This window comes from Antrihabitans stalactiti (assembly GCF_012932915.1).
GTDB classification, from domain to species: Bacteria; Actinomycetota; Actinomycetes; order Mycobacteriales; family Mycobacteriaceae; genus Antrihabitans; species Antrihabitans stalactiti.
The window spans coordinates 194213-212931 of sequence record NZ_VCQU01000001.1; the positions used below are offsets into that span (position 1 = coordinate 194213).

The following is an 18719-nucleotide window of genomic DNA, read 5'->3' on the forward strand; positions in this document are numbered from 1 at the left end:
GTGCGCGAGTCTCACCCTCCCAGGGGTGAAACTCGCGCACGGTTATGGAGTGTCAGCCGCGGATGATCCGTCGCAGCTTCTCGACCCGCCGGCCGATTTCGCGTTCGAGGCCGTGGTCGGTGGGCTTGTAATAGTCGACACCGACGATCTCGTTGGGCGGATACTGCTGCGCCAGAACACCGTCCGGGTCGTCGTGTGGGTATCGGTAGCCGACGGCGTTGCCGAGCTTCGCTGCTCCCGCATAGTGACCGTCGCGCAAATGCGGCGGGACCGAGCCGGCTTTGCCTGCGGAGACGTCGGCCATCGCAGCGCCGAGCGCAGTGGTCACTGCGTTCGACTTGGGTGCCGTCGCAAGGTGAATCGTGGCGTGCGCCAACGTAAGTTGCCCCTCGGGCATGCCGATCAACGCGACGACCTGCGCCGCAGCGACCGCCGTCTGCAGCGCCGTCGGGTCGGCCATGCCGATGTCCTCGCTGGCGAGGATCACCAACCGCCGGGCGATGAACCGTGGGTCCTCCCCCGCGGTCAACATGCGCGCCAGGTAATGCAACGCGCTGTCCACATCGGACCCGCGCATCGACTTGATGAACGCGCTGATCACGTCGTAGTGCTGGTCGCCGGCACGGTCGTAGCGGACCGCAGCCTTGTCGACGCTGGCTTCGACGAGCTCGAGCGTGATCGCACCGTTCGGGGCTGCCTCCGCAGCTGCTTCCAGCGCGGTCAGCAGTCGGCGCGCGTCACCGGCAGCCACGCGCAGCAGGTGCTCGGCTGCATCGTCGGACACCGTCACCGAGCCACCGAAACCCCGCGGATCCGCGACGGCGCGATCGAGCAGGGTGCGCAGATTTGCTTCCGTCAGCGGTTGGAGCTGCAGCACCAGCGACCGTGACAACAGCGGCGACACCACCGAGAACGACGGGTTCTCCGTCGTCGCACCGACCAGCAGCACGATCCGATTCTCGACCGCCGCGAGCAGCGCATCCTGCTGCGTCTTCGAGAACCGATGGACCTCGTCGATGAACAGAACGGTCTGCTCGCCGGCGGTCAGGCGTCGTCGGGCAAGGTCGATGACCGCCCGGACCTCCTTCACCCCGGCCGACAACGCGGACAACGCTTCGAACCTTCGACCGGTGGTCTGCGAAATCAGCGACGCAAGAGTGGTTTTGCCGGTGCCGGGCGGTCCGTAGAGCAAGACCGACGCCGCGCCGGACCCTTCGACGAGGCGTCGCAACGGACTTCCCTCGCCGAGCAGGTGTTCCTGCCCGACCACCTCGTCCAAGCTCGCCGGCCGCATCCGGACAGCAAGGGGCGCGCCCGGTTGGGCTCGATACAGGTCGTCGGCAGGTTCGGACGGCTCGTCGAACAGCCCAGCCTCTTCGCGCACAGGTTCGACGCTACCGCGCGCCCGACAAACGGCTCACCACGTGTCGATATCGTCGGTGCTTGTTCGACGCTTCGGTGAAGGACCCAACCGAGACAGGAGAATCCGATGCGATTCATGATCGTGCACAAGACCGACAACTACTACGACAAGACCAACCCGCCGCCGCCCGAGTTCATGGCGAAGATGGATGGCTTGCTGACGGAGATGAACAACGCCGGAGTGCTACTGGCCGGTGAGGGTCTGCGCCACCCGAAGCATGGGGTCAAGGTCGTCTACAAAGACGGCGGACGGACCGTCACCGACGGACCGTACGCCGAGGCCAAAGAGGTCATTGCCGGGTTCGTCATGCTCGATGTGCGGTCCATGGACGAAGCGCTCGAATGGTCGCACCGCTTCGGCGCCTGCTTCGACGAGATCGAAGTAGAGGTCCGGCCAGTCACGGAGGCGTCCGACTTCGCCTAACCTGCATGGGGTGACGGCAACCGTTGACGAGACACATCGGTCGATCGACGCGGTCTGGCGGATCGAATCCGCCAGACTGATCGCCGGCCTGACGCGGATGGTGCACGACGTCGGGCTCGCGGAGGAATTGGCGCAGGATGCGCTCGTCGCCGCGTTGGAGCAGTGGCCCGAGTCCGGCGTTCCGCGCAACCCCGGGGCATGGTTGATGGCGATCTCCAAGCGACGCGCGATCGACCGCTTCCGCAGGCAAGAGGTGCTGGAACGCAAGCACACCGAAATCGCTCGTGACCTCGAAACGCAGCCGAGTGCAACCGAATTCGATGCGGCTCTCGAGGATCACATCGAGGACGACCTGCTGCGGTTGATGTTCATCTCGTGCCATCCGGTTCTCTCGACGGAAGCGCGTGTAGCGCTGACCCTCAAGCTGCTCGGCGGACTGAAGACCGGTGAGATCGCGCGAGCATTCCTGATCTCGGAAGCGACCGTCGCTCAGCGCATCGTCCGGGCGAAACGCGCGCTCGCCGACGCGAAAGTGCCTTTCGAAGTGCCCGAACGCGCCGAACTGCCTGCCAGGCTCGATTCGGTCCTCGAAGCGATCTACCTCGTCTTCAACGAGGGTTACTCCGCGACCGCCGGCGACGACTGGATGCGTCCCGAGCTGTGTGCCGAGGCCTTGCGACTCGGTCGCATTCTTGCGGGATTGATGCCCGACGAATCGGAAGTCCACGGCTTGGTCGCGTTGATGGAAATCCAGGCCTCGCGGACCGCTGCCCGAACGAACGCGGCAGGCGAACCCGTGCTGTTGCTCGAACAGAACCGCGCGCAGTGGGACCACATTCTGATCAGACGCGGGCTCACCGCGCTGGACCGTGCCGAGTCGTTCGGACCACGCCGGAAATACACGCTGCAAGCGGCGCTCGCGGCCTGCCACGCCCGCGCCCGGACGGCGGACGACACGGACTGGGAGCGCATCGCCGGCCTTTACGAAGAGCTCGCCGCCCTCGAACCATCTCCGATCATCGAGCTGAACCGCGCGGTCGCGCTGTCGATGGCGCACGGTCCGGCTGCGGGGCTCGCGGTCGTGGACCAGCTGGTCGACCTGCCGTCGATGAAGAGCTACCACCTGCTGCCGAGCGTCCGCGGTGATCTGCTCTTCAAGCTTGGCCGCTACGACGACGCCTGCACCGAGTTCGAAAAGGCGGCCGAGCTGACCCGCAACGAACGCGAACGAGCGTTCCTACTGGACCGCGCCCGCCAATCGCGGGAGCAGCATTAGGGCAGCGTCGACGCTGGCTTGCCGAGCAGGCAGAAGAGGCAGCCGAACGTCGGGGGTGGGAATGCGGCCTTGCGCGTGCAGAACGCCCTTGATCACCGTGGGATTGGGTTCGGCGAAGGCCGCGGCGGAGAGTGGGGTCAAGCGGTGACCGAGCTCGCGGGCGCGGGCGACGTCACCGGCGGACCACGCGTCGGCCAACTCGACGAACTGCCTGGTAGCGAGAACCGCTGAGGCGAGGATGCCGCCGGACGCGCCGAGCGCCAGGAATGGCGACACGAATGCGTCGTCGCCGGCCAACACCGCAAAGTCGCGTGGCGGGTCGCTCAGCAAATCGATTGCGTCCCCGTCGATGCCGCCGGCCGAGTACTTCACTCCGACAACGCCGGGCAGTCCACCCAAGGCCCGCAGACAGTCCGCGTCGAGGTCCAGGCCGGTCCGGTAGGGAACGTGGTAGACGATCAGTGGCACCGGACTGACCGCGGCCAAGGCACTGAAATGCGCGACCACACCGGCAGGTGTCGGCCTCGTGAAATAGGGCACCGGAACCATCGCGGCGCTCACTTCAGGACCGAGAGCGGCCAGCGCAGCCGCGCTCCCCCGAGTGTCATTGGCACCGGCGCCGACAATCAACGTCGAACGATGCTCGCGACACACCCGAGTGCACACGTCGACGACCGCTCGCCGCTCGTCATTATCGAGCGCGGCAGACTCTGCCGTCGTCCCGAGGGCGACGATCCCGGTCGCACCGTCGGCCAGCACGTCGCGCGCGAGCTGCTCCAACGCGTCAAACGCGACCGATCCGTCAGTGGCGAACGGCGTGATCAGGGGAACGAAAATTCCATGCAAGGCGCTCATGGCTCCTAGCCTGCCTTGGACGATCATGCAGGTCTAGTTCGCATTTATGCACTAAAGCGTAAGCTAATCCGATGCTCGACGTTCGCCGTCTTCGGCTTCTCCGTGAACTCGCCCTCCGTGGCACCATCGCGTCGGTCGCCGAAGCCCTGTCTTTCAGCCCGTCCGCTGTGTCCCAGCAATTGGCCGTCCTCGAACGCGAAGCCGGAGTGCCGCTACTGGAACGGACCGGGCGACGAGTGCGCCTCACCCCCGCGGGCCGCAACCTTGCCGGACATGCCGAGGTGGTGCTGCAACGGCTCGAGCAGGCGGCGGGCGAGCTGATCGACGCCCGCCAGGGCCTTGCAGGTTCGCTACGAATCGGCACGTTCCCGACCGCGGCACGCGCAATTCTTCCGACCGCGTTGCTGACGCTCGGCCGCGAGCATCCCGGTCTCGAACCGATGGTGTCGGAGATCGACCCCGCCGATGTCGCAGATGCGCTGCGGGCCGGCGACCTCGACCTTGCGCTCATTCACGACTACGACTTCGTACCGCTGCCGACCGAGCCGGGACTGACGACCCTGCCGCTGTGCAGCGAGTCCGTTTATCTGGCAAGCACTTCCGGCAAAGAAGCCATCAGCGAATGCAAGGACCTCCCCTGGATCACGTCGATCGTCGGCACCGCGTGCCATGCCATGACGGTCCGGGCCTGTCAGGCCAACGGCTTCACACCCCGAGAACGCCACCACATCGACGAGTTCGCGACCGTCCTGGCGATGGTCGCCGCAGGGCAGGGTGTTGCACTGATTCCCCAGCTCGGCGCGGTGGATCCGCCTGCCGACGTGGTGCTCACTCGGTTACAGATTCGGCGGCGCACCATGATCGCGTACCGCGCTGGAGCCGATGCGCACCCCGCCGTATCCACTGTCACCGCGGCGCTCCGCAGAGCGGTTCCCGCCGAGCTGGGAACACACGCCTGAAGAACTGGAAAGATTATTTCCGTCGCCTGTCGATCCCGCGCAACCTCGTTCGTCGGGATTGGTAGCGAGGCCCGATATCTGGAACCACGCGATCGAATTCACCCGAATCAGATTCACAAGACCAAGGAGCTCGACATGGCGCAATACCTGGTTCTCATTTACGAAGACGAGTCCGGCTACGCGAACGGCGGCGCGGATATCTGGGCAGAGATCGGCAAAGAGCACACCATCTTCGCCGAAAACGCGGGCGCGGCGATCGTGGGCGGCAACGCGCTCCAGCCAACGGCAACCGCGACGTCGATCCGGAAGAACAGCTCAGGCGATATCGAAGTAACAGACGCACCCTTCGCCGAGGCCAAGGAAGCCTTGGGCGGCTACTACCTGCTCGAAGCGCCCGATCTCGATGCCGCGATCGCACTTGCCAAGCAGGTACCGGCTCGGTTCGGCGGCGTCGAAGTTCGACCGATCATGGTCTTCGAATAGCCGAACGTCGGTGCCGAGTCGACCGGACGTCGCGGCGGCTGTCGCGGAGGCGCATCGTCGTGAGTGGGCATTCGTGCTCGCCGCGACGGTGCGTCTCACGCGCATCCTGGACCTCGCCGAAGAATGCGTGCAGGACGCCTACGCACGCGCCCTGATCGACTGGGCGAAACAGGGCATTCCCGACAACCCGAGTGCGTGGTTGACGACGGTCGCGCACCGGCGCGGCCTCGATCTGCTTCGCCGCGAGACGGCCTTGCAGCGAAGGCTGCCGCTGCTGGTCGACGACGATTCGCCCGCCGACACCGCTGACCTGGCCTTGGCCGGACTCGATGCCGCGCACGCCATTCCCGACGACCGCCTCCGGCTCATCTGTACGTGCTGTCACCCCGCGTTGTCGAAAGATGCGCAGGTCGCGCTGACGCTGCGGCTGATGTGCGGCGTGACGACAGCGGAAGTCGCTCGGGCATTTCTGACCAGCGAGTCGACGATGGCGGCCCGAATCACCCGCGCCAAGAAAAAGATTGCGATCGCACGAATTCCGTACCGCGTGCCGTCCGCGCAGGAACTACCGGAACGTCTCGACGCCATCTGCGCCGTTATCCATCTGCTGTTCACGACCGGACACACCGCGCCGTCGGGTTCGGCGTTGGTGCGCGACGACCTCGTCGACCGCTCGGTGCAGTTGGCTCGGATGATGCATGTGCTGGTGCCGTCCGATTCGAAGGTCACGGGCCTGCTGTCGCTGATACTGCTCACCGATTCCCGTCGCGCCACGCGGACCGCTCCGGACGGCCGGATGTTGACCCTCGAAGAACAGGACCGCTCGTTGTGGGACAGTGCGGCGATCGCTGAAGGCACTGCGCTGTTGCGGGGCGTCGTCTGCGCCGACCGCTACACCCTGCAGGCCGCGATCGCCGCGATGCATGCCAACGCGCCGAGTTATGAACAGACCGATTGGCGTGCGATCACCGCGATGTACAACAACTTGCTGCGCATCTGGCCGACGCCGGTTGTGTACCTCAATCACGCTGTAGCGGCGGGACTTGCGGACGGGCCCGCCAAGGGACTCGCGTTGCTCGACGCGCTCGCAGGCGAACCTGCTCTCGCCGCCTACGGGTATTTCGAGGCGTCCCGCGCGCATTTTTTGAGCGAGCTCGGTCGGACCTCGGAAGCCTACGACGCGTACGAGTCCGCACTCCTGCTCACCGAGAACGAGGTCGAGCGCCAGTTTCTGCTCACCAAACTGGAATCACTAGCTGAGTGACCACCTCGTCTCCAGCGCGGAGGTGACACTCTCGGCGAAGTCCGCGATCGCGGAATTCTCCGCAGCTGCAGCTGTTTCGGCGAGGGCCGCCCACCTCGACAGCAGCGCGACCGAACGTGGAACCGACATTCCGTGCTCGCGCACCGCCGCGATCCGGGCGTGGTCGTCAGGCAGAAACCAATCGGTTGTGAGCCACACCCACGCCAGTTGGGCATTGAGCATCTTGCGCTGCAGGGTCGCATCGTCGGCAAGGAATGGCCACACACCCACAACTTCGGACCGCCACGCCTCGATCATCGCTTGAGCGCGATCGGCCGGCAGCTCCACGTGGCACAGGCAGCCGGGGAACGACACGAGGGCATAGGCGATGTCGAGCGAAGCATCACGGAACCCACCCCACTCGTAGTCGAGGAAGCGCACCCCGTCGTCGTTGACGATCACGTTGTCAGGGCACAGATCCGACGGACTGAACGCGCGCAGCCGCCCATTCGTGAACAGCAACTCGCAGCGCCGCGACGCCTCCAATACCTCGTCCGGCACCGCAATGCCGAGGTTCTGCTCCAGCAGCTTCGGCACGCGCGCGACCGCCACCTTCGCCTGAGCGGCGACGGCGTCGGTGTGATGGGCAAGCTCGGCGCGCCGAAGCAGCGCGACGAAATCCGATTCACGACCGACCGTCGCAGCATGCATTCGGCCCAGTGCCTGCGCAAATGCCATCAACGAATTCTCGGCAATCGATTCGTCGTTGCCGCGAAGGACCGAGGTCATGCGGACACCTGCACCGAGGTCGGTGAGAATCAGCAGTCGTTCATCCAGATCGTGGGCCAACAGGTCCGGACCTGGGCGGTGATCGCGGGCAAGCGCGGTGGCGAACTGGTAGGACACTGCCTCGCGCAGGAATGCGGAATCGATGCTGGCTACACCTGGCTCGGAACCGGCGGCGGACTGTTCACCTGCCGATATCCGCGATTGCTTGACGATCAGTGTGCGAGGCAGCGAGTACGAATTGTCTGCAACGCGAACCCGTAAGACGGTGGTGCGCCCGCTGCCGCCCAATTCCACGGGATCGACCAGCTTGACCCGGCCGCCCATTCTTTTGGCAAGCAAGGTCTGCGCTGCCGCTACGACCGCTGCGACGCGATCTGCCACTAGTGCGCTCATCACCGTCCAACCTACCTGCACCGGTTCACTATGGCCGTTCGCAGAGAACACCCTTCAAGTCGAATTCCGCCAGAGCAGGCGCAACGTTAACGAACGACATCGGCCGCCGATGTGAGTTACGAACGATCGGCGCAACCGATCCCGAGTGTTAAGGACCTGCATGTCCGACTACAGCGGATACGTAGCGCCGGCGCCGACCTTCGCTGTTGGTGATGCTCTCAGGTACGGCTGGAACAAGTTCAAGAACAATGCCGGCCTCTGGATTGCGGTGACACTCGGCGCGATCATCGTCAACATCGCGATTCAACTCCCGACCGGCGGATTGAACCCCTACCTCGACTTCGTCGACGCCTCGGTGGGACCGACAAGGCCATCGCTGTTACTCAGCGCGGTGACCACCCTGGTCAGCTTCCTGCTCGGGGTCTTGCTTCAGGCAGCGTTCGTGCAGGGCTCGATCAACGAGGTCGACGGCCGCAAACCCGATTTCGCCTCGTTCCTGATGGTCCGCAACCTCGGGATCGTCGTGCTCGCCGCCATCATCGTCGGTGTCGTGATCGTCATCGGCCTCGTGCTGTGCATCATCCCGGGGATCGTCATCAGTTTTCTCACCTACTTCACGCTGCAGTTCGTCATCGACCGTGACCAAGATGCGGTCACCGCAATCAAATCGAGCTACCAGCTCACGTCGCGCAACGTCGGCCAGCTGCTGCTGCTCGCACTGACCTGCATCGGGATCAACCTTCTGGCCGCAATCCCGTGTCTCCTCGGCTTGCTCGTGACCGCGCCGGTCACGCTGATTGCTTCCACGTACGCCTACCGCGTGCTCGTGCGTGGGCCGGTATCGCCGGCCTGACAAGCAGCACCCATAAGGATCGCGTAAAGAACCGTCGACGCAGTCGATGGCGCGGCACGATGGTTCGCGACCCCGAACAAGGAGCCATAGTGGAAGCAGGCGGTAGACGAGAAGCGGTACGTGCCGCGGTCGTTGTCGGCGCGCTCGGCGTCGTCTTCGGCGACATCGGTACCAGCCCGATCTACACGATCCAGACGGTGTTCAGCCCCTCCGACCCGCACCCGGTGCCGATCAACGCCGACAACGTATACGGCGTCGTGTCACTGATCTTCTGGTCGGTGATGACGATCGTCACGTTCACCTATGTGTCGCTGGTGATGCGCGCCGACAACGACGGCGAGGGCGGGATCATGGCTCTGATCACGCTGCTACGACGGCTCGGTGGAACACGTGGGCGGCGCGCGACAGCCTTTTTGGCCGGCCTCGGAATCTTTGGCGCCGCATTGTTTTTCGGCGACAGCATGATCACGCCCGCTATTTCCGTGCTGTCCGCGGTCGAAGGGCTGAAGGTGGTCGAGCCTGGGCTGGAAGAGCTGATCATCCCGATCACCGTCGTCATCATCGTGGTGCTCTTCACGGTCCAGCGGCGCGGTACTGCAGCGGTCGGTCGCCTGTTCGGACCTGTGATGATTACCTGGTTCCTTGCCATCGGCGCGTGCGGGGTTCGCGGCATCGTCGATCACCCGGAAATCCTGAAAGCACTCTCCCCGACCTACGCGCTGACCTTCATGTTCGGGCACCTGGGCATCGCCTTCTTCGCGCTGGCGGCGATCGTATTGTCGGTGACCGGCGCCGAGGCGCTGTATGCCGACATGGGCCATTTCGGTCGTAAGGCGATCACCTATGGCTGGCTGGGGTTGGTTCTGCCCGCGTGCGTATTGAGCTACCTCGGTCAAGGGGCGCTCGTGCTCGGCGATGAAAGCAAAGTGAGCGCGCCGTTCTTCCTGCTCACCCCGGAGTGGGCACGCTGGCCGATGGTTCTGCTGGCGACCGCTGCCACCGTCATCGCCTCACAGGCCGTCATCACGGGCGCATTCTCGGTTGCGTCGCAGGCTGCTCAACTCGGCTATCTGCCGAGGCTGCGGATCGCACACACGTCGGAATCTACGATCGGCCAGATCTACGTGCCGTGGATCAACTGGGTGCTCATGGTGTCGGTGCTGACCCTGGTTTTCGCGTTCCGCAGCTCGGCGGCCTTGGCGTTCGCGTTCGGTATGGCCGTGACCGGCACGATCACCATCACAACACTGCTGTTTCTCTACTTCGCTCGAACCAAGTGGCACACATCGCTGTGGCTGATCGTCATCGGCGGCGGCTTCTTGCTGACCGTCGACTTGATGTTCCTCGCCGCGAACATGACGAAGCTGGTTCACGGGGCATGGCTGCCGCTGCTGATCGGTCTCACCGCGTTCACGGTGATGACGACGTGGCGTCGTGGTCGCGACATCGTCACTCGCGCACGGGAGAACGCCGAGGGATCGCTGCGCGAATTCATCGACGACGTCAACTCGTACGAGCCGCCGCTGTTGCGAATCCCGGGCACTGCGGTGTTCCTCAACCGTGGGGATCAAACAGCGCCACTGGCAATGCGGGCCAATGTCGAGCACAACCGCGTCAGGCACGAACACGTCGTGATCCTGTCGATCGAGACGCAGCCGGTGCCTCGTGTTCTCGACGCGGACCGAACCAACGTCGACAGCCTCGGCTATGTGCACGACGGGATCATCCATGTGGCGGCGAGGTACGGCTACATGGAGACTCCGAACATCCCCGCCGCGCTGCGACTACTCGACCCCGCCCAAACCGAAGGCGCGATCTCGATCGACGATGCCTCGTACTTCCTGTCGAAGATCGAACTGAAGATGGGGCCGGAACCGACGATGGCGGCATGGCGCAAGCATCTGTTCATCGCCACGTCCTACATCACGGCGGACGCCGCCGAGTACTTCGGCCTGCCACGCGAACGCACCGTGATCATGGGATCGCAAATCGACGTCTAACGATGCATTCGCCGCACGTCACCGCCGTTGACGGCGACCGCGTTCGACGATGCAAGTAGGTCGCTTCCGTCGCGGCTGACCAGCGCGAGCACATCACCAGGCCGAATATTCTGCGGCAGAGCGACTTCGGAGAACTCAGTTGCGCCGTTGACACCGATGATCGAGAAGGTATCGGTCATGCCGAGCGGGTGCCGATTGACGACTGCCGCAGCCGCCAACTCACCTCTTACGGGTCGGGGCAGCATCTCAGCACTGCCCGCGAGGACGACCGCCGGGCGACCGTCGATGCCGCGGCCGACGGAGTGCACACGACTCACCGTGACCGCGGCTCGTGCCGTCATCGATTCGCCGAAATCCACCGAAATGTGTGGTCGCCCAATGCGGTTGCGAATACACGCATCATCGATCGCGTTCTCCAGCGCAATCCCGAGGTCGGCGCCGGGCGGAACTCCCCGGGTAGCGATGCCGACATGTAGTTCCGCCATCTGGACCTGGTGTTCGCGTTGCGCGTCGCACATCACTGCGACCGCCGTCAGCACCTGTTCGTAGATGTCGTCCGGAACCGGCCAGGCATCGCAGCGCACCCCGACTACATCGAGCGTCGTTGCGACTACAGCGATGGCTTCCAGCGACATGGTGGCTTCCACGACAATGCGGCCGACCGGTCCGGCGGATACACAGTCCGCGGAATCGGCAACGAGGACCAGTCGGGCGGGGTCCACGCCTGCTCTGCGTGCGACCGCGGATTCGTGCGCCGAGTGCACCACGAGCGACAGTCCGTGCCGTGCCACCAAGCGCGCGGCGGTGGTCGACAGCAGCGAACTGGTGCTACGGAGGACCTCTGCGTCGCGAGGGCCGCCACGCAGTGTTCGCGCGGCGCGCAGGCTCCATTCGTCGATGACGTAGGTCGGCGAACCGAAACGATCCGCGATTTCGTCCAGCGAAATGCCGCCGACGGTGATGCGTCCGTGCCGACAATGCGTCGTCGCCGGCCATACGGCCGGATCGAGCCGCGGCGTCGTTGCCCCGCGCAGCGAAGGAAGAATTTCGAGAAGTGTCACATGGCCAGTCTCGAACGCCCGGATGCCGCCGGCCGGTTCCTTGACGCAATCCTGACCTTCTCGCGCAGCAAATTGACTGCCCCCTAACGGGCGCGTGTCGCTACTTCAGCGGGTGGCGAAACAGTCTGCGATACACGGGTTCTTCGTCGCCCTGCGCGGGTCGCAGCATGAGGACGAACACGCCGGCGATCACGATGCCCACGAGATTGACGGCGAGCTGAAACGACGACTCAGCGGCGAGGCGCCACTCACCCACCGTCGCAGCTACGACCGCAAATCCCGCTGCGGGAACTGTTGTCACAGAGATGAATACGCCGACCAGTGCAGCAGATTTCGACGTGACCACCGATAGCATTCCCGCTGCACCGGCCAACAATGCCACCACGAACGAAAACGGGCCGACGTCGTAAATGAAATCGACCTGCTGGACGTTCTTGATGGAATCCAACGTTATCCAGCCGATCCATTCGCAGATCCATGCGCCTGCGGCCGTGACTGCCATCGCAACAGGAAAAGCGACGAGCAAAGCGATCAACGATCGCCTCGCCAAGCTGAACTTGCGACGAAACAGTGCGACGGCCAACGCGGCGAGCGGTCCGAACTCGGGACCGACCACCATCGCGCCGACGACCGTGACGGGCGAGTCGGTCACAACGCCGACCGCGGCAAGCAGACACGCAATCGTCAGGAACGCGAGAAACGTCAGCGTCAGCGTGGAGTCCTGGCGCGTTCGCGAGAGCAACTCCTCCCACACGACAGCGTCGCCCGGATCCCCTGGAGCCTCTTCCTCGGCGCGAAAGGCAGCGTCGGACAGCACCGTTTCAAGCGGATGCAAGGTGATTCCGCCGAACTCTTTGATGCCGATCGCTTCGATCTGGTCCAGGATCTCGTTGGCGGATTCTCGCGCCACATCGGCGGTCACCGAATCGCCCTCGGGTTCGAGTGCCGCCCCGCGAGAGATCACGACATGCGTGACGCCGCAGTGGTCCAGCAGGATCTTCAGTACCGCATCCGTGTGCCGGGTCGGAGTTATAACTCGCAAGTGCAGCATGGCGATCTCCGCAGCTCAGGTGCGCGGCTCGGGCTTGAAATCGATGCCGGATTCCTTGCGCTGCTGCGGGGTGATCGCTGCGGGCGCATCGGTCAGTGGGTCGACGCCGCCGCCGGATTTCGGGAACGCGATGACCTCGCGGATCGACTCCACCCCTGCCAGCAGCGCCGTGACGCGGTCCCAGCCGAACGCGATGCCGCCGTGCGGTGGTGCGCCGTAGGCGAACGCGTCGAGCAGGAAGCCGAACTTTTCCTGCGCCTCGTCGTGGCTGATCCCCATGACCTTGAAGACGCGTTCCTGAATGTCACGACGATGGATACGAATGCTGCCGCCGCCGATCTCGTTGCCGTTGCAGACGATGTCGTACGCGTACGCCAGTGCCGAACCAGGATCGGTGTCGAACGTCTCCAACGAGTCCGGCTTCGGCGAGGTGAAAGCGTGGTGCACGGCGGTCCAGGCGCTGTGTCCGAGTGCGACGTCGCCACCGGCGACCGCCTCCGACGTGGGCTCGAACATCGGCGCATCGACGATCCAGACGAACGACCACGCCTTTTCGTCGATCAGTCCCTGCTTGCGTGCAATCTCGCCGCGCGCCGCGCCGAGCAACGCCCGCTGCGCCTTGACCGGTCCGGCTGCGAAGAAGACGCAGTCGCCGGGCTGTGCGCCGACGTGCTCGGCGAGGCCGTCACGTTCGGCATCGGACAGGTTCTTCGCCACGGGTCCGCCGAGGGTCCCGTCCTCGGCAACCAGCACGTACGCCAGACCACGCGCGCCACGTTGCTTTGCCCACTCCTGCCAGGCATCGAGCTGGCGCCGCGGCTGGCTCGCGCCGCCCGGCATGACGACCGCGCCGACGTACGGCGCCTGGAACACGCGGAACGGGGTGTCTTTGAAATAGTCCGTGCACTCGACGATTTCGACGCCGAAACGTAGGTCCGGCTTGTCGCTGCCGAAGCGCCGCATGGCCTCCGCATACGTCATGCGGGCGATCGGAGTGTCGATCGTGTGGCCGACGAGCTTCCACAGCGCAGCGAGAATCTCCTCGGCGAGGAGGATGACGTCGTCCTCGGTCACGAAGCTCATCTCGATGTCGAGCTGAGTGAACTCGGGCTGACGGTCGGCGCGGAAGTCTTCGTCGCGGTAGCACCGGGCGATCTGGTAGTACCGCTCGATCCCGCCGACCATCAGCAGCTGCTTGAACAGCTGCGGGCTCTGCGGCAACGCGTAGAACGTGCCAGGCTGCAAACGCGCGGGCACCAGGAAGTCGCGTGCGCCTTCCGGCGTGGACCGCGTCAGCGTCGGCGTCTCGACCTCGACGAACTCGTGTTCGGCCAACACCGACCGCGCGGCCGCGTTCACCTTCGACCGCAGTCGGATCGCGCTGCCTGGTCCTTCGCGGCGCAGGTCCAGGTAGCGGTATTTGAGCCGAGCCTCGTCGCCTGGGTGCTCGTCCAACTGGAACGGCAACGGCGCGCTCTCGTTGAGTACTTCGAGCTCGGTCACGTTGACCTCGATCGCGCCGGTCGGGATCTCGGTGTTCTCGTTGCCTGCCGGACGGTTTTCGACGACGCCGGTCACGCGGACGCAGTACTCGGCGCGCAGGCGATGGGCCTGCGTCGCAGGCTCGCCCTCACGGAACACTGCCTGCGAAACGCCGGACGCGTCGCGGAGATCGATGAAGATCACGCCGCCGTGGTCGCGCCGACGGGCCACCCAACCAGTGAGGGTGACGGTCTGTCCTGCGTGCTCGGTGCGTAGCGAGCCTGCCAGGTGGGTGCGCAGCACGATCTTCCTTCCGACGGCCAGGGATTCTCTTCGGCGAAGAAGATCCTACGGAGCCAATTGCCCCGACCCGAAACCGATATCGGTCCGGACATGCAAAGCTGTAGCGCGGCAGCGACGATGACATGGCTCGCTACGCTCACAGACCGGGCTGTTTGCAGGGAGTAAAGACGATGACCTTCAACGAGGACATGCAGATCGACTCGAGTCAGTCGAACTCCACAGGAGGCCGTGGACGGGGCCCGAAGATCGCGTTGGGCGGTGGTGTCGGCGGCCTGCTGATCCTTGTGGTGACGCTCCTTCTGGGCGGCGATCCAGGAGCGCTGCTCGGCACCGATTCCAGTAGCTCGAGCGACAACGGCTCGACCAGTGACCCCACGTGCCAGACCGGCGCCGACGCCAACCGCGACGTCGGCTGCCGCATGCTGTTCACACGCGACAGCCTGAATGCAATCTGGGCAGTCGAATTGCCGAAGCAAACTGGGACGAAATATGTGAAGCCGCAGGTCGAGCTGTTTTCCGGCGCGGTCAACACCGGTTGCGGCCAGGCGACCAGCGAGGTCGGCCCGTTCTATTGCCCGGCCGACTCGGTCGCGTATATCGACACGAGCTTCTTCGACGTGCTGGTTACACAGTTCGGTTCCAGCGGCGGTCCGCTCGCACAGGAGTACGTGCTCGCGCACGAGATCGGCCACCACATCCAGAACCTGCTCGGTGACATCGGCCGCGCCCAGGACGACCCCCGGGGTCCACAGTCCGGCGCGGTCCGCACGGAACTGCAGGCCGACTGCTATGCCGGCATCTGGGCACATTTCGCCGATACGATGAACGCGCCGGGCAAGGACAAGCCGTTCTTGAAGAAGCTCACGAACGAGGACATCAACGCCGCACTCTCCGCCGCCTCCGCGGTCGGTGACGACCGCATTCAGAAGGCCGCTACCGGTCGAGTCAATCCGGAGAAATGGACGCACGGCGCATCGAACCAGCGCCAAGCGTGGTTCCTCTCGGGCTACAAAACTGGTGACGTCGCCGCCTGCAACACCTACGACGCACGGGATCTGAACAACCCCTAGGGTCAGGGCCCGACGGTCCAGGTTTCGCGGCCGTTGAGCAACTGCTGCAACGAATCCGGCCCAACGGGTTTGCGTTCGCGGGCGAGGTCAAGTTGGGCGCGGACCGCATCGTCGTAGGTGGTGCGGTTGACGCTGCGGAAGATGCCGCTGACGACGTGGTTGAGGTCCTGATCCGACAACCGCGAGAGCGCGTAGGCGTATTCGGGATCGTCGGTGTAGGCGTCGTGGACCACGATGTCGTCCGCCGCGACGTCGGCTGTCGCGGCGATCGCGAGCCCGAAACCTTTTCGCACAACACAGAATTGGCCATCATTGCCGAAAATGATGGGCTGACCGTGGACCAGGTGGATCAGCCGCTGCTCCGCACCTTCTTTGCGCAATAAGTCGAACGAGCCGTCGTTGAAGATAGGGCAGTCCTGCAGAATCTCGACGAACGATGCACCGCGGTGTGCCGCTGCCGCGCGCAGCACCTCGGTCAGGCCCTTGCGATCGGAGTCCAATGCTCGGGCGGCGAACGTCGCCTCGGCACCCAACGCGAGCGACAGCGTGTTGAACGGGTGGTCCACTGAGCCCATCGGCGTCGACTTGGTGACCTTGCCGACCTCCGACGTCGGGGAATATTGACCTTTCGTCAGGCCGTAGATGCGGTTGTTGAACAGCAGGATCGTCACGTTGATGTTGCGCCGCAGAGCGTGGATCAGGTGGTTGCCGCCGATCGACAACGCATCGCCGTCGCCGGTCACCACCCAGACCGACAGGTCCGGGCGCGTCACCGCAAGTCCGGTCGCGATGGCCGGTGCGCGACCGTGAATCGAGTGGAGGCCGTAGGCGTCGAGGTAATACGGGAAGCGGGCCGCGCACCCGATCCCGGAGACGAACATCAGGTTCTCGCGGCGCAAGCCGAGTTCGGGCAGGAAACTACGGACCGTCGCCAGGATGACGTAGTCGCCGCAGCCCGGGCACCAACGGACCTCCTGGTCGGACGTGAAGTCTTTCGCCTTGAGCGGAAGGTCCGTCGTCGGTACTCCGGTGTAGGACGTCAGCTCCAGATCACTCGTCGTCATCCCTGTGCAGCTCCATTGCGATAGGTCGCGTGCGCTCGCGTGGACCTGGACTTGGCGGCCTCGAGATCGCCCAGCGACCCGTCGAGCGCTGCGTCGATCACTTCGGTCAGCTCTTCTGCCGAGAACGCCAGGCCGGCCACCTTCGTCCACGGTTGCACGTCGACGAGGTAGCGCGCTCGCAACAACAAGGTGAGTTGGCCCAAGTTCATCTCGGGCGCAATCACTTTCGGGTAGTTGCGGAGTACCTCGCCGAGGTTCGCCGGGAACGGGTTGAGGTGCCGCAGGTGCACATGTGCGACCGAACGGCCCGTACGTCGGATCCGCCTACATGCTTCGCCGATCGGTCCGTAGCTGCTCCCCCACCCGACGACGAGCAGGTCTGCGTCAGCGTTCGGATCGTCGACAACCACGTCCGGCACCGCAATCCCGTCGACCTTCGCTTGCCGCAGGCGCGTCATGAGCTCGTGGTTCGCTGGATCGTAGGAGATGTTGCCGCTGCCGTCCGCCTTCTCCAATCCACCGATCCGATGCTCCAGACCCTTCGTCCCCGGCACCGCGAGCGGCCGAGCCAAGGTCTCGGGATCGCGTGCGTAGGGCTCGAACGGCGCCGAGTCTGCATCCGGGGCCGGCTCGAACCCGGGGTCGATCGGTGCCAGGTCAGCGGTCGACGGGATTGCCCACGGCTCGGAGCCGTTTGCAATCGCACCATCGGACAACAGGAGCACCGGTGTGCGGTAGACCAGCGCGATTCGCGCGGCTTCTACAGCGACGTCGAAGCAGTCCGCCGGCGACCGCGGGGCCAGAACAGCGACCGGTGACTCGCCGTTGCGCCCGAACAGCGCTTGCAGCAGGTCCGCCTGTTCGGTCTTCGTCGGGAGGCCCGTCGACGGTCCGCCGCGCTGCACATCGATGATCAGCAGCGGCAGCTCCGTCATCACCGCGAGGCCGATCGTCTCGCTCTTCAGCGCTAACCCCGGACCGGACGTGCTCGTCACACCGAGCGCGCCGCCGAGCGAAGCACCCAGTGCCGCACCGATTCCCGCGATCTCGTCCTCGGCCTGAAACGTCGTGACATCGAAGTTCTTGTGCTTGCTCAGTTCGTGCAGGATGTCCGACGCGGGAGTGATCGGGTAGGTGCCGACGAAAACCGGCAGCCCGGAGAGCTGGCCGGCGGTGATGACTCCGTACGCCAGCGCAGTGTTGCCTGTGACCTGCCGGTAGGTGCCGGTCGGCAATGCCGCGGGAGCGATTTCGTATGTGGTGGCAAAGCTCTCGGTGGTCTCGCCGTAGTTCCAGCCGGCTTTGAAAGCGAGGATGTTGCCTTCGGCGATGTCGGGCTTCGAGGCGAATTTCTCGCGCATGAACCGCTCGGTCCCACCGATCGGACGGTGATACATCCACGAGAGCAGACCGAGCGCAAACATGTTCTTCGCGCGCTGCCCGTCTTTCTTGCTCAAGCCCGCAGCCTCGACGGCGCCGAGGGTGAGAGTGGTCATCGAGACCTTGTGCAGCACGTACTCGTCCAGCGATCCGTCGTCGAGGGGATTCGTCCCATAGCCGACCTTGGTGAGATTCCGCTTGGTGAACTCGTCGATGTTGACGACGATCGTCGCTCCGCGAGGCAGATCACCGATGTTGGCTTTCAGCGCCGCCGGATTCATGGCGACAAGAACATCGGGGCGGTCGCCCGCGGTCAGGATGTCGTAGTCGGCGATCTGGATCTGGAACGACGAGACACCCGGCAACGTCCCTTGCGGTGCGCGGATCTCGGCCGGAAAGTTCGGCTGCGTCGCCAGGTCGTTGCCGAATGCGGCAGCTTCGTGCGTGAAACGGTCGCCCGTGAGCTGCATGCCATCGCCCGAGTCGCCTGCGAACCTGATGACGACCCGCTCCAGCTTCGTAGCGCCGACCTCCAGGGTCATCGGCTTTCCGCCTTTCGGGAATCAACCCACTTGAATCCACGCTACGTGACGGTCGACACACGCTGCCAA

16 protein-coding genes are annotated in these 18719 nt (G+C 64.7%); 8 read left to right on the forward strand and 8 right to left on the reverse strand.

Features of this window, described 5'->3' with window-relative positions; translation table 11 throughout:
• Positions 1-52 precede the first annotated feature (52 nt).
• A complete protein-coding gene (locus FGL95_RS00970) occupies positions 53-1384 on the reverse strand; it encodes a replication-associated recombination protein A (protein WP_169584309.1) in 1332 nt (443 codons plus the stop codon).
• A gap of 105 nt (positions 1385-1489) precedes the next feature.
• On the opposite strand from FGL95_RS00970, the gene FGL95_RS00975 reads away from it, so the two are divergent.
• Positions 1490-1846, forward strand: a complete 357-nt coding sequence (locus FGL95_RS00975; RefSeq protein WP_169584310.1) for a YciI family protein — start codon at positions 1490-1492, stop codon at positions 1844-1846.
• A gap of 10 nt (positions 1847-1856) precedes the next feature.
• Complete coding sequence (locus tag FGL95_RS00980; RefSeq protein ID WP_169584311.1) at positions 1857-3122, forward strand: sigma-70 family RNA polymerase sigma factor; 1266 nt, start codon at positions 1857-1859, stop codon at positions 3120-3122.
• Here FGL95_RS00980 and FGL95_RS00985 read toward each other — a convergent pair.
• Positions 3084-3977 carry a 4-hydroxy-tetrahydrodipicolinate synthase family protein gene (locus FGL95_RS00985; protein ID WP_169584312.1) on the reverse strand — a complete coding sequence of 298 codons (894 nt, stop codon included), beginning with the start codon at positions 3975-3977 and terminating at the stop codon, positions 3084-3086. The two genes, FGL95_RS00980 and FGL95_RS00985, sit on opposite strands and share 39 nt — an antisense overlap.
• 71 nt (positions 3978-4048) lie before the next feature.
• Here FGL95_RS00985 and FGL95_RS00990 point away from each other — a divergent pair, with 71 nt between their 5' ends.
• The 3 genes from FGL95_RS00990 (at position 4049) to FGL95_RS01000 (ending at position 6683) form a co-directional block, all read left to right on the forward strand.
• The gene (locus tag FGL95_RS00990; protein WP_169584313.1) at positions 4049-4936 is read left to right on the forward strand and encodes a LysR family transcriptional regulator; all 888 of its coding nucleotides are present in this window, start codon (positions 4049-4051) and stop codon (positions 4934-4936) included.
• 135 nt (positions 4937-5071) lie between these two features.
• Positions 5072-5419 carry a YciI family protein gene (locus tag FGL95_RS00995; RefSeq protein WP_169584314.1) on the forward strand — a complete coding sequence of 116 codons (348 nt, stop codon included), beginning with the start codon at positions 5072-5074 and terminating at the stop codon, positions 5417-5419.
• A gap of 10 nt (positions 5420-5429) precedes the next feature.
• Positions 5430-6683, forward strand: a complete 1254-nt coding sequence (locus FGL95_RS01000) for an RNA polymerase sigma factor (protein ID WP_338079669.1) — start codon at positions 5430-5432, stop codon at positions 6681-6683.
• On the opposite strand, the gene FGL95_RS01005 is transcribed toward FGL95_RS01000, so the two are convergent.
• Complete coding sequence (locus FGL95_RS01005) at positions 6672-7844, reverse strand: phosphotransferase family protein (RefSeq protein ID WP_169584316.1); 1173 nt, start codon at positions 7842-7844, stop codon at positions 6672-6674. The genes FGL95_RS01000 and FGL95_RS01005 overlap by 12 nt on opposite strands.
• Before the next feature lie 160 nt (positions 7845-8004).
• Here FGL95_RS01005 and FGL95_RS01010 point away from each other — a divergent pair, with 160 nt between their 5' ends.
• Both FGL95_RS01010 and FGL95_RS01015 read left to right on the forward strand, forming a co-directional pair.
• Positions 8005-8697, forward strand: coding sequence for a DUF7847 domain-containing protein (locus FGL95_RS01010; protein ID WP_169584317.1), 693 nt, complete (start codon positions 8005-8007; stop codon positions 8695-8697).
• A 59-nt stretch (positions 8698-8756) separates the two neighbouring features.
• A complete protein-coding gene (locus tag FGL95_RS01015; RefSeq protein ID WP_169584318.1) occupies positions 8757-10697 on the forward strand; it encodes a potassium transporter Kup in 1941 nt (646 codons plus the stop codon).
• Here the strand turns inward: FGL95_RS01015 and FGL95_RS01020 are convergent.
• The 3 genes from FGL95_RS01020 to aspS all read right to left on the reverse strand — a co-directional run bounded on the left by FGL95_RS01020 (position 10694) and on the right by aspS (position 14594).
• Positions 10694-11758 carry a diaminopimelate decarboxylase gene (locus FGL95_RS01020; protein ID WP_169584319.1) on the reverse strand — a complete coding sequence of 355 codons (1065 nt, stop codon included), beginning with the start codon at positions 11756-11758 and terminating at the stop codon, positions 10694-10696. The genes FGL95_RS01015 and FGL95_RS01020 overlap by 4 nt on opposite strands.
• Positions 11759-11858: 100 nt before the next feature.
• Entirely contained in the window at positions 11859-12809 is a 951-nt protein-coding gene (locus tag FGL95_RS01025) for a DUF389 domain-containing protein (RefSeq protein WP_169584320.1), read from the reverse strand.
• A gap of 15 nt (positions 12810-12824) precedes the next feature.
• A complete protein-coding gene (gene aspS / locus FGL95_RS01030) occupies positions 12825-14594 on the reverse strand; it encodes an aspartate--tRNA ligase (protein WP_169584321.1) in 1770 nt (589 codons plus the stop codon).
• A 170-nt stretch (positions 14595-14764) separates the two neighbouring features.
• Here aspS and ypfJ point away from each other — a divergent pair, with 170 nt between their 5' ends.
• The gene (gene ypfJ, locus FGL95_RS01035; protein WP_169584322.1) at positions 14765-15664 is read left to right on the forward strand and encodes a KPN_02809 family neutral zinc metallopeptidase; all 900 of its coding nucleotides are present in this window, start codon (positions 14765-14767) and stop codon (positions 15662-15664) included.
• A 2-nt stretch (positions 15665-15666) separates the two neighbouring features.
• Here the strand turns inward: ypfJ and FGL95_RS01040 are convergent, their stop codons facing one another.
• Both FGL95_RS01040 and FGL95_RS01045 read right to left on the reverse strand, forming a co-directional pair.
• Complete coding sequence (locus FGL95_RS01040) at positions 15667-16728, reverse strand: 2-oxoacid:ferredoxin oxidoreductase subunit beta (RefSeq protein WP_169584323.1); 1062 nt, start codon at positions 16726-16728, stop codon at positions 15667-15669.
• Positions 16725-18650 (reverse strand): 2-oxoacid:acceptor oxidoreductase subunit alpha, encoded by a 1926-nt coding sequence (locus tag FGL95_RS01045; RefSeq protein ID WP_169584324.1) that lies wholly within the window; start codon positions 18648-18650, stop codon positions 16725-16727. The genes FGL95_RS01040 and FGL95_RS01045 overlap by 4 nt, the downstream gene beginning before the upstream one ends.
• Positions 18651-18719 lie beyond the last annotated feature (69 nt).

Bases quoted from the DNA above. Each gene is read 5' to 3' on its own strand.
- FGL95_RS01005 (WP_169584316.1), bottom strand. From the start codon at position 7,844: ATGAGCGCACTAGTGGCAGATCGCGTCGCAGCGGTCGTAGCGGCAGCG.
- FGL95_RS00975 (WP_169584310.1), top strand. From the start codon at position 1,490: ATGCGATTCATGATCGTGCACAAGACCGACAACTACTACGACAAGACC.
- FGL95_RS01015 (WP_169584318.1), top strand. From the start codon at position 8,757: ATGGTTCGCGACCCCGAACAAGGAGCCATAGTGGAAGCAGGCGGTAGA.
- FGL95_RS01010 (WP_169584317.1), top strand. From the start codon at position 8,005: ATGTCCGACTACAGCGGATACGTAGCGCCGGCGCCGACCTTCGCTGTT.
- FGL95_RS01045 (WP_169584324.1), bottom strand. From the start codon at position 18,650: ATGACCCTGGAGGTCGGCGCTACGAAGCTGGAGCGGGTCGTCATCAGG.
- FGL95_RS00990 (WP_169584313.1), top strand. From the start codon at position 4,049: ATGCTCGACGTTCGCCGTCTTCGGCTTCTCCGTGAACTCGCCCTCCGT.
- FGL95_RS00995 (WP_169584314.1), top strand. From the start codon at position 5,072: ATGGCGCAATACCTGGTTCTCATTTACGAAGACGAGTCCGGCTACGCG.
- ypfJ (WP_169584322.1), top strand. From the start codon at position 14,765: ATGACCTTCAACGAGGACATGCAGATCGACTCGAGTCAGTCGAACTCC.
- FGL95_RS00985 (WP_169584312.1), bottom strand. From the start codon at position 3,977: ATGAGCGCCTTGCATGGAATTTTCGTTCCCCTGATCACGCCGTTCGCC.
- FGL95_RS01025 (WP_169584320.1), bottom strand. From the start codon at position 12,809: ATGCTGCACTTGCGAGTTATAACTCCGACCCGGCACACGGATGCGGTA.
- FGL95_RS01040 (WP_169584323.1), bottom strand. From the start codon at position 16,728: ATGACGACGAGTGATCTGGAGCTGACGTCCTACACCGGAGTACCGACG.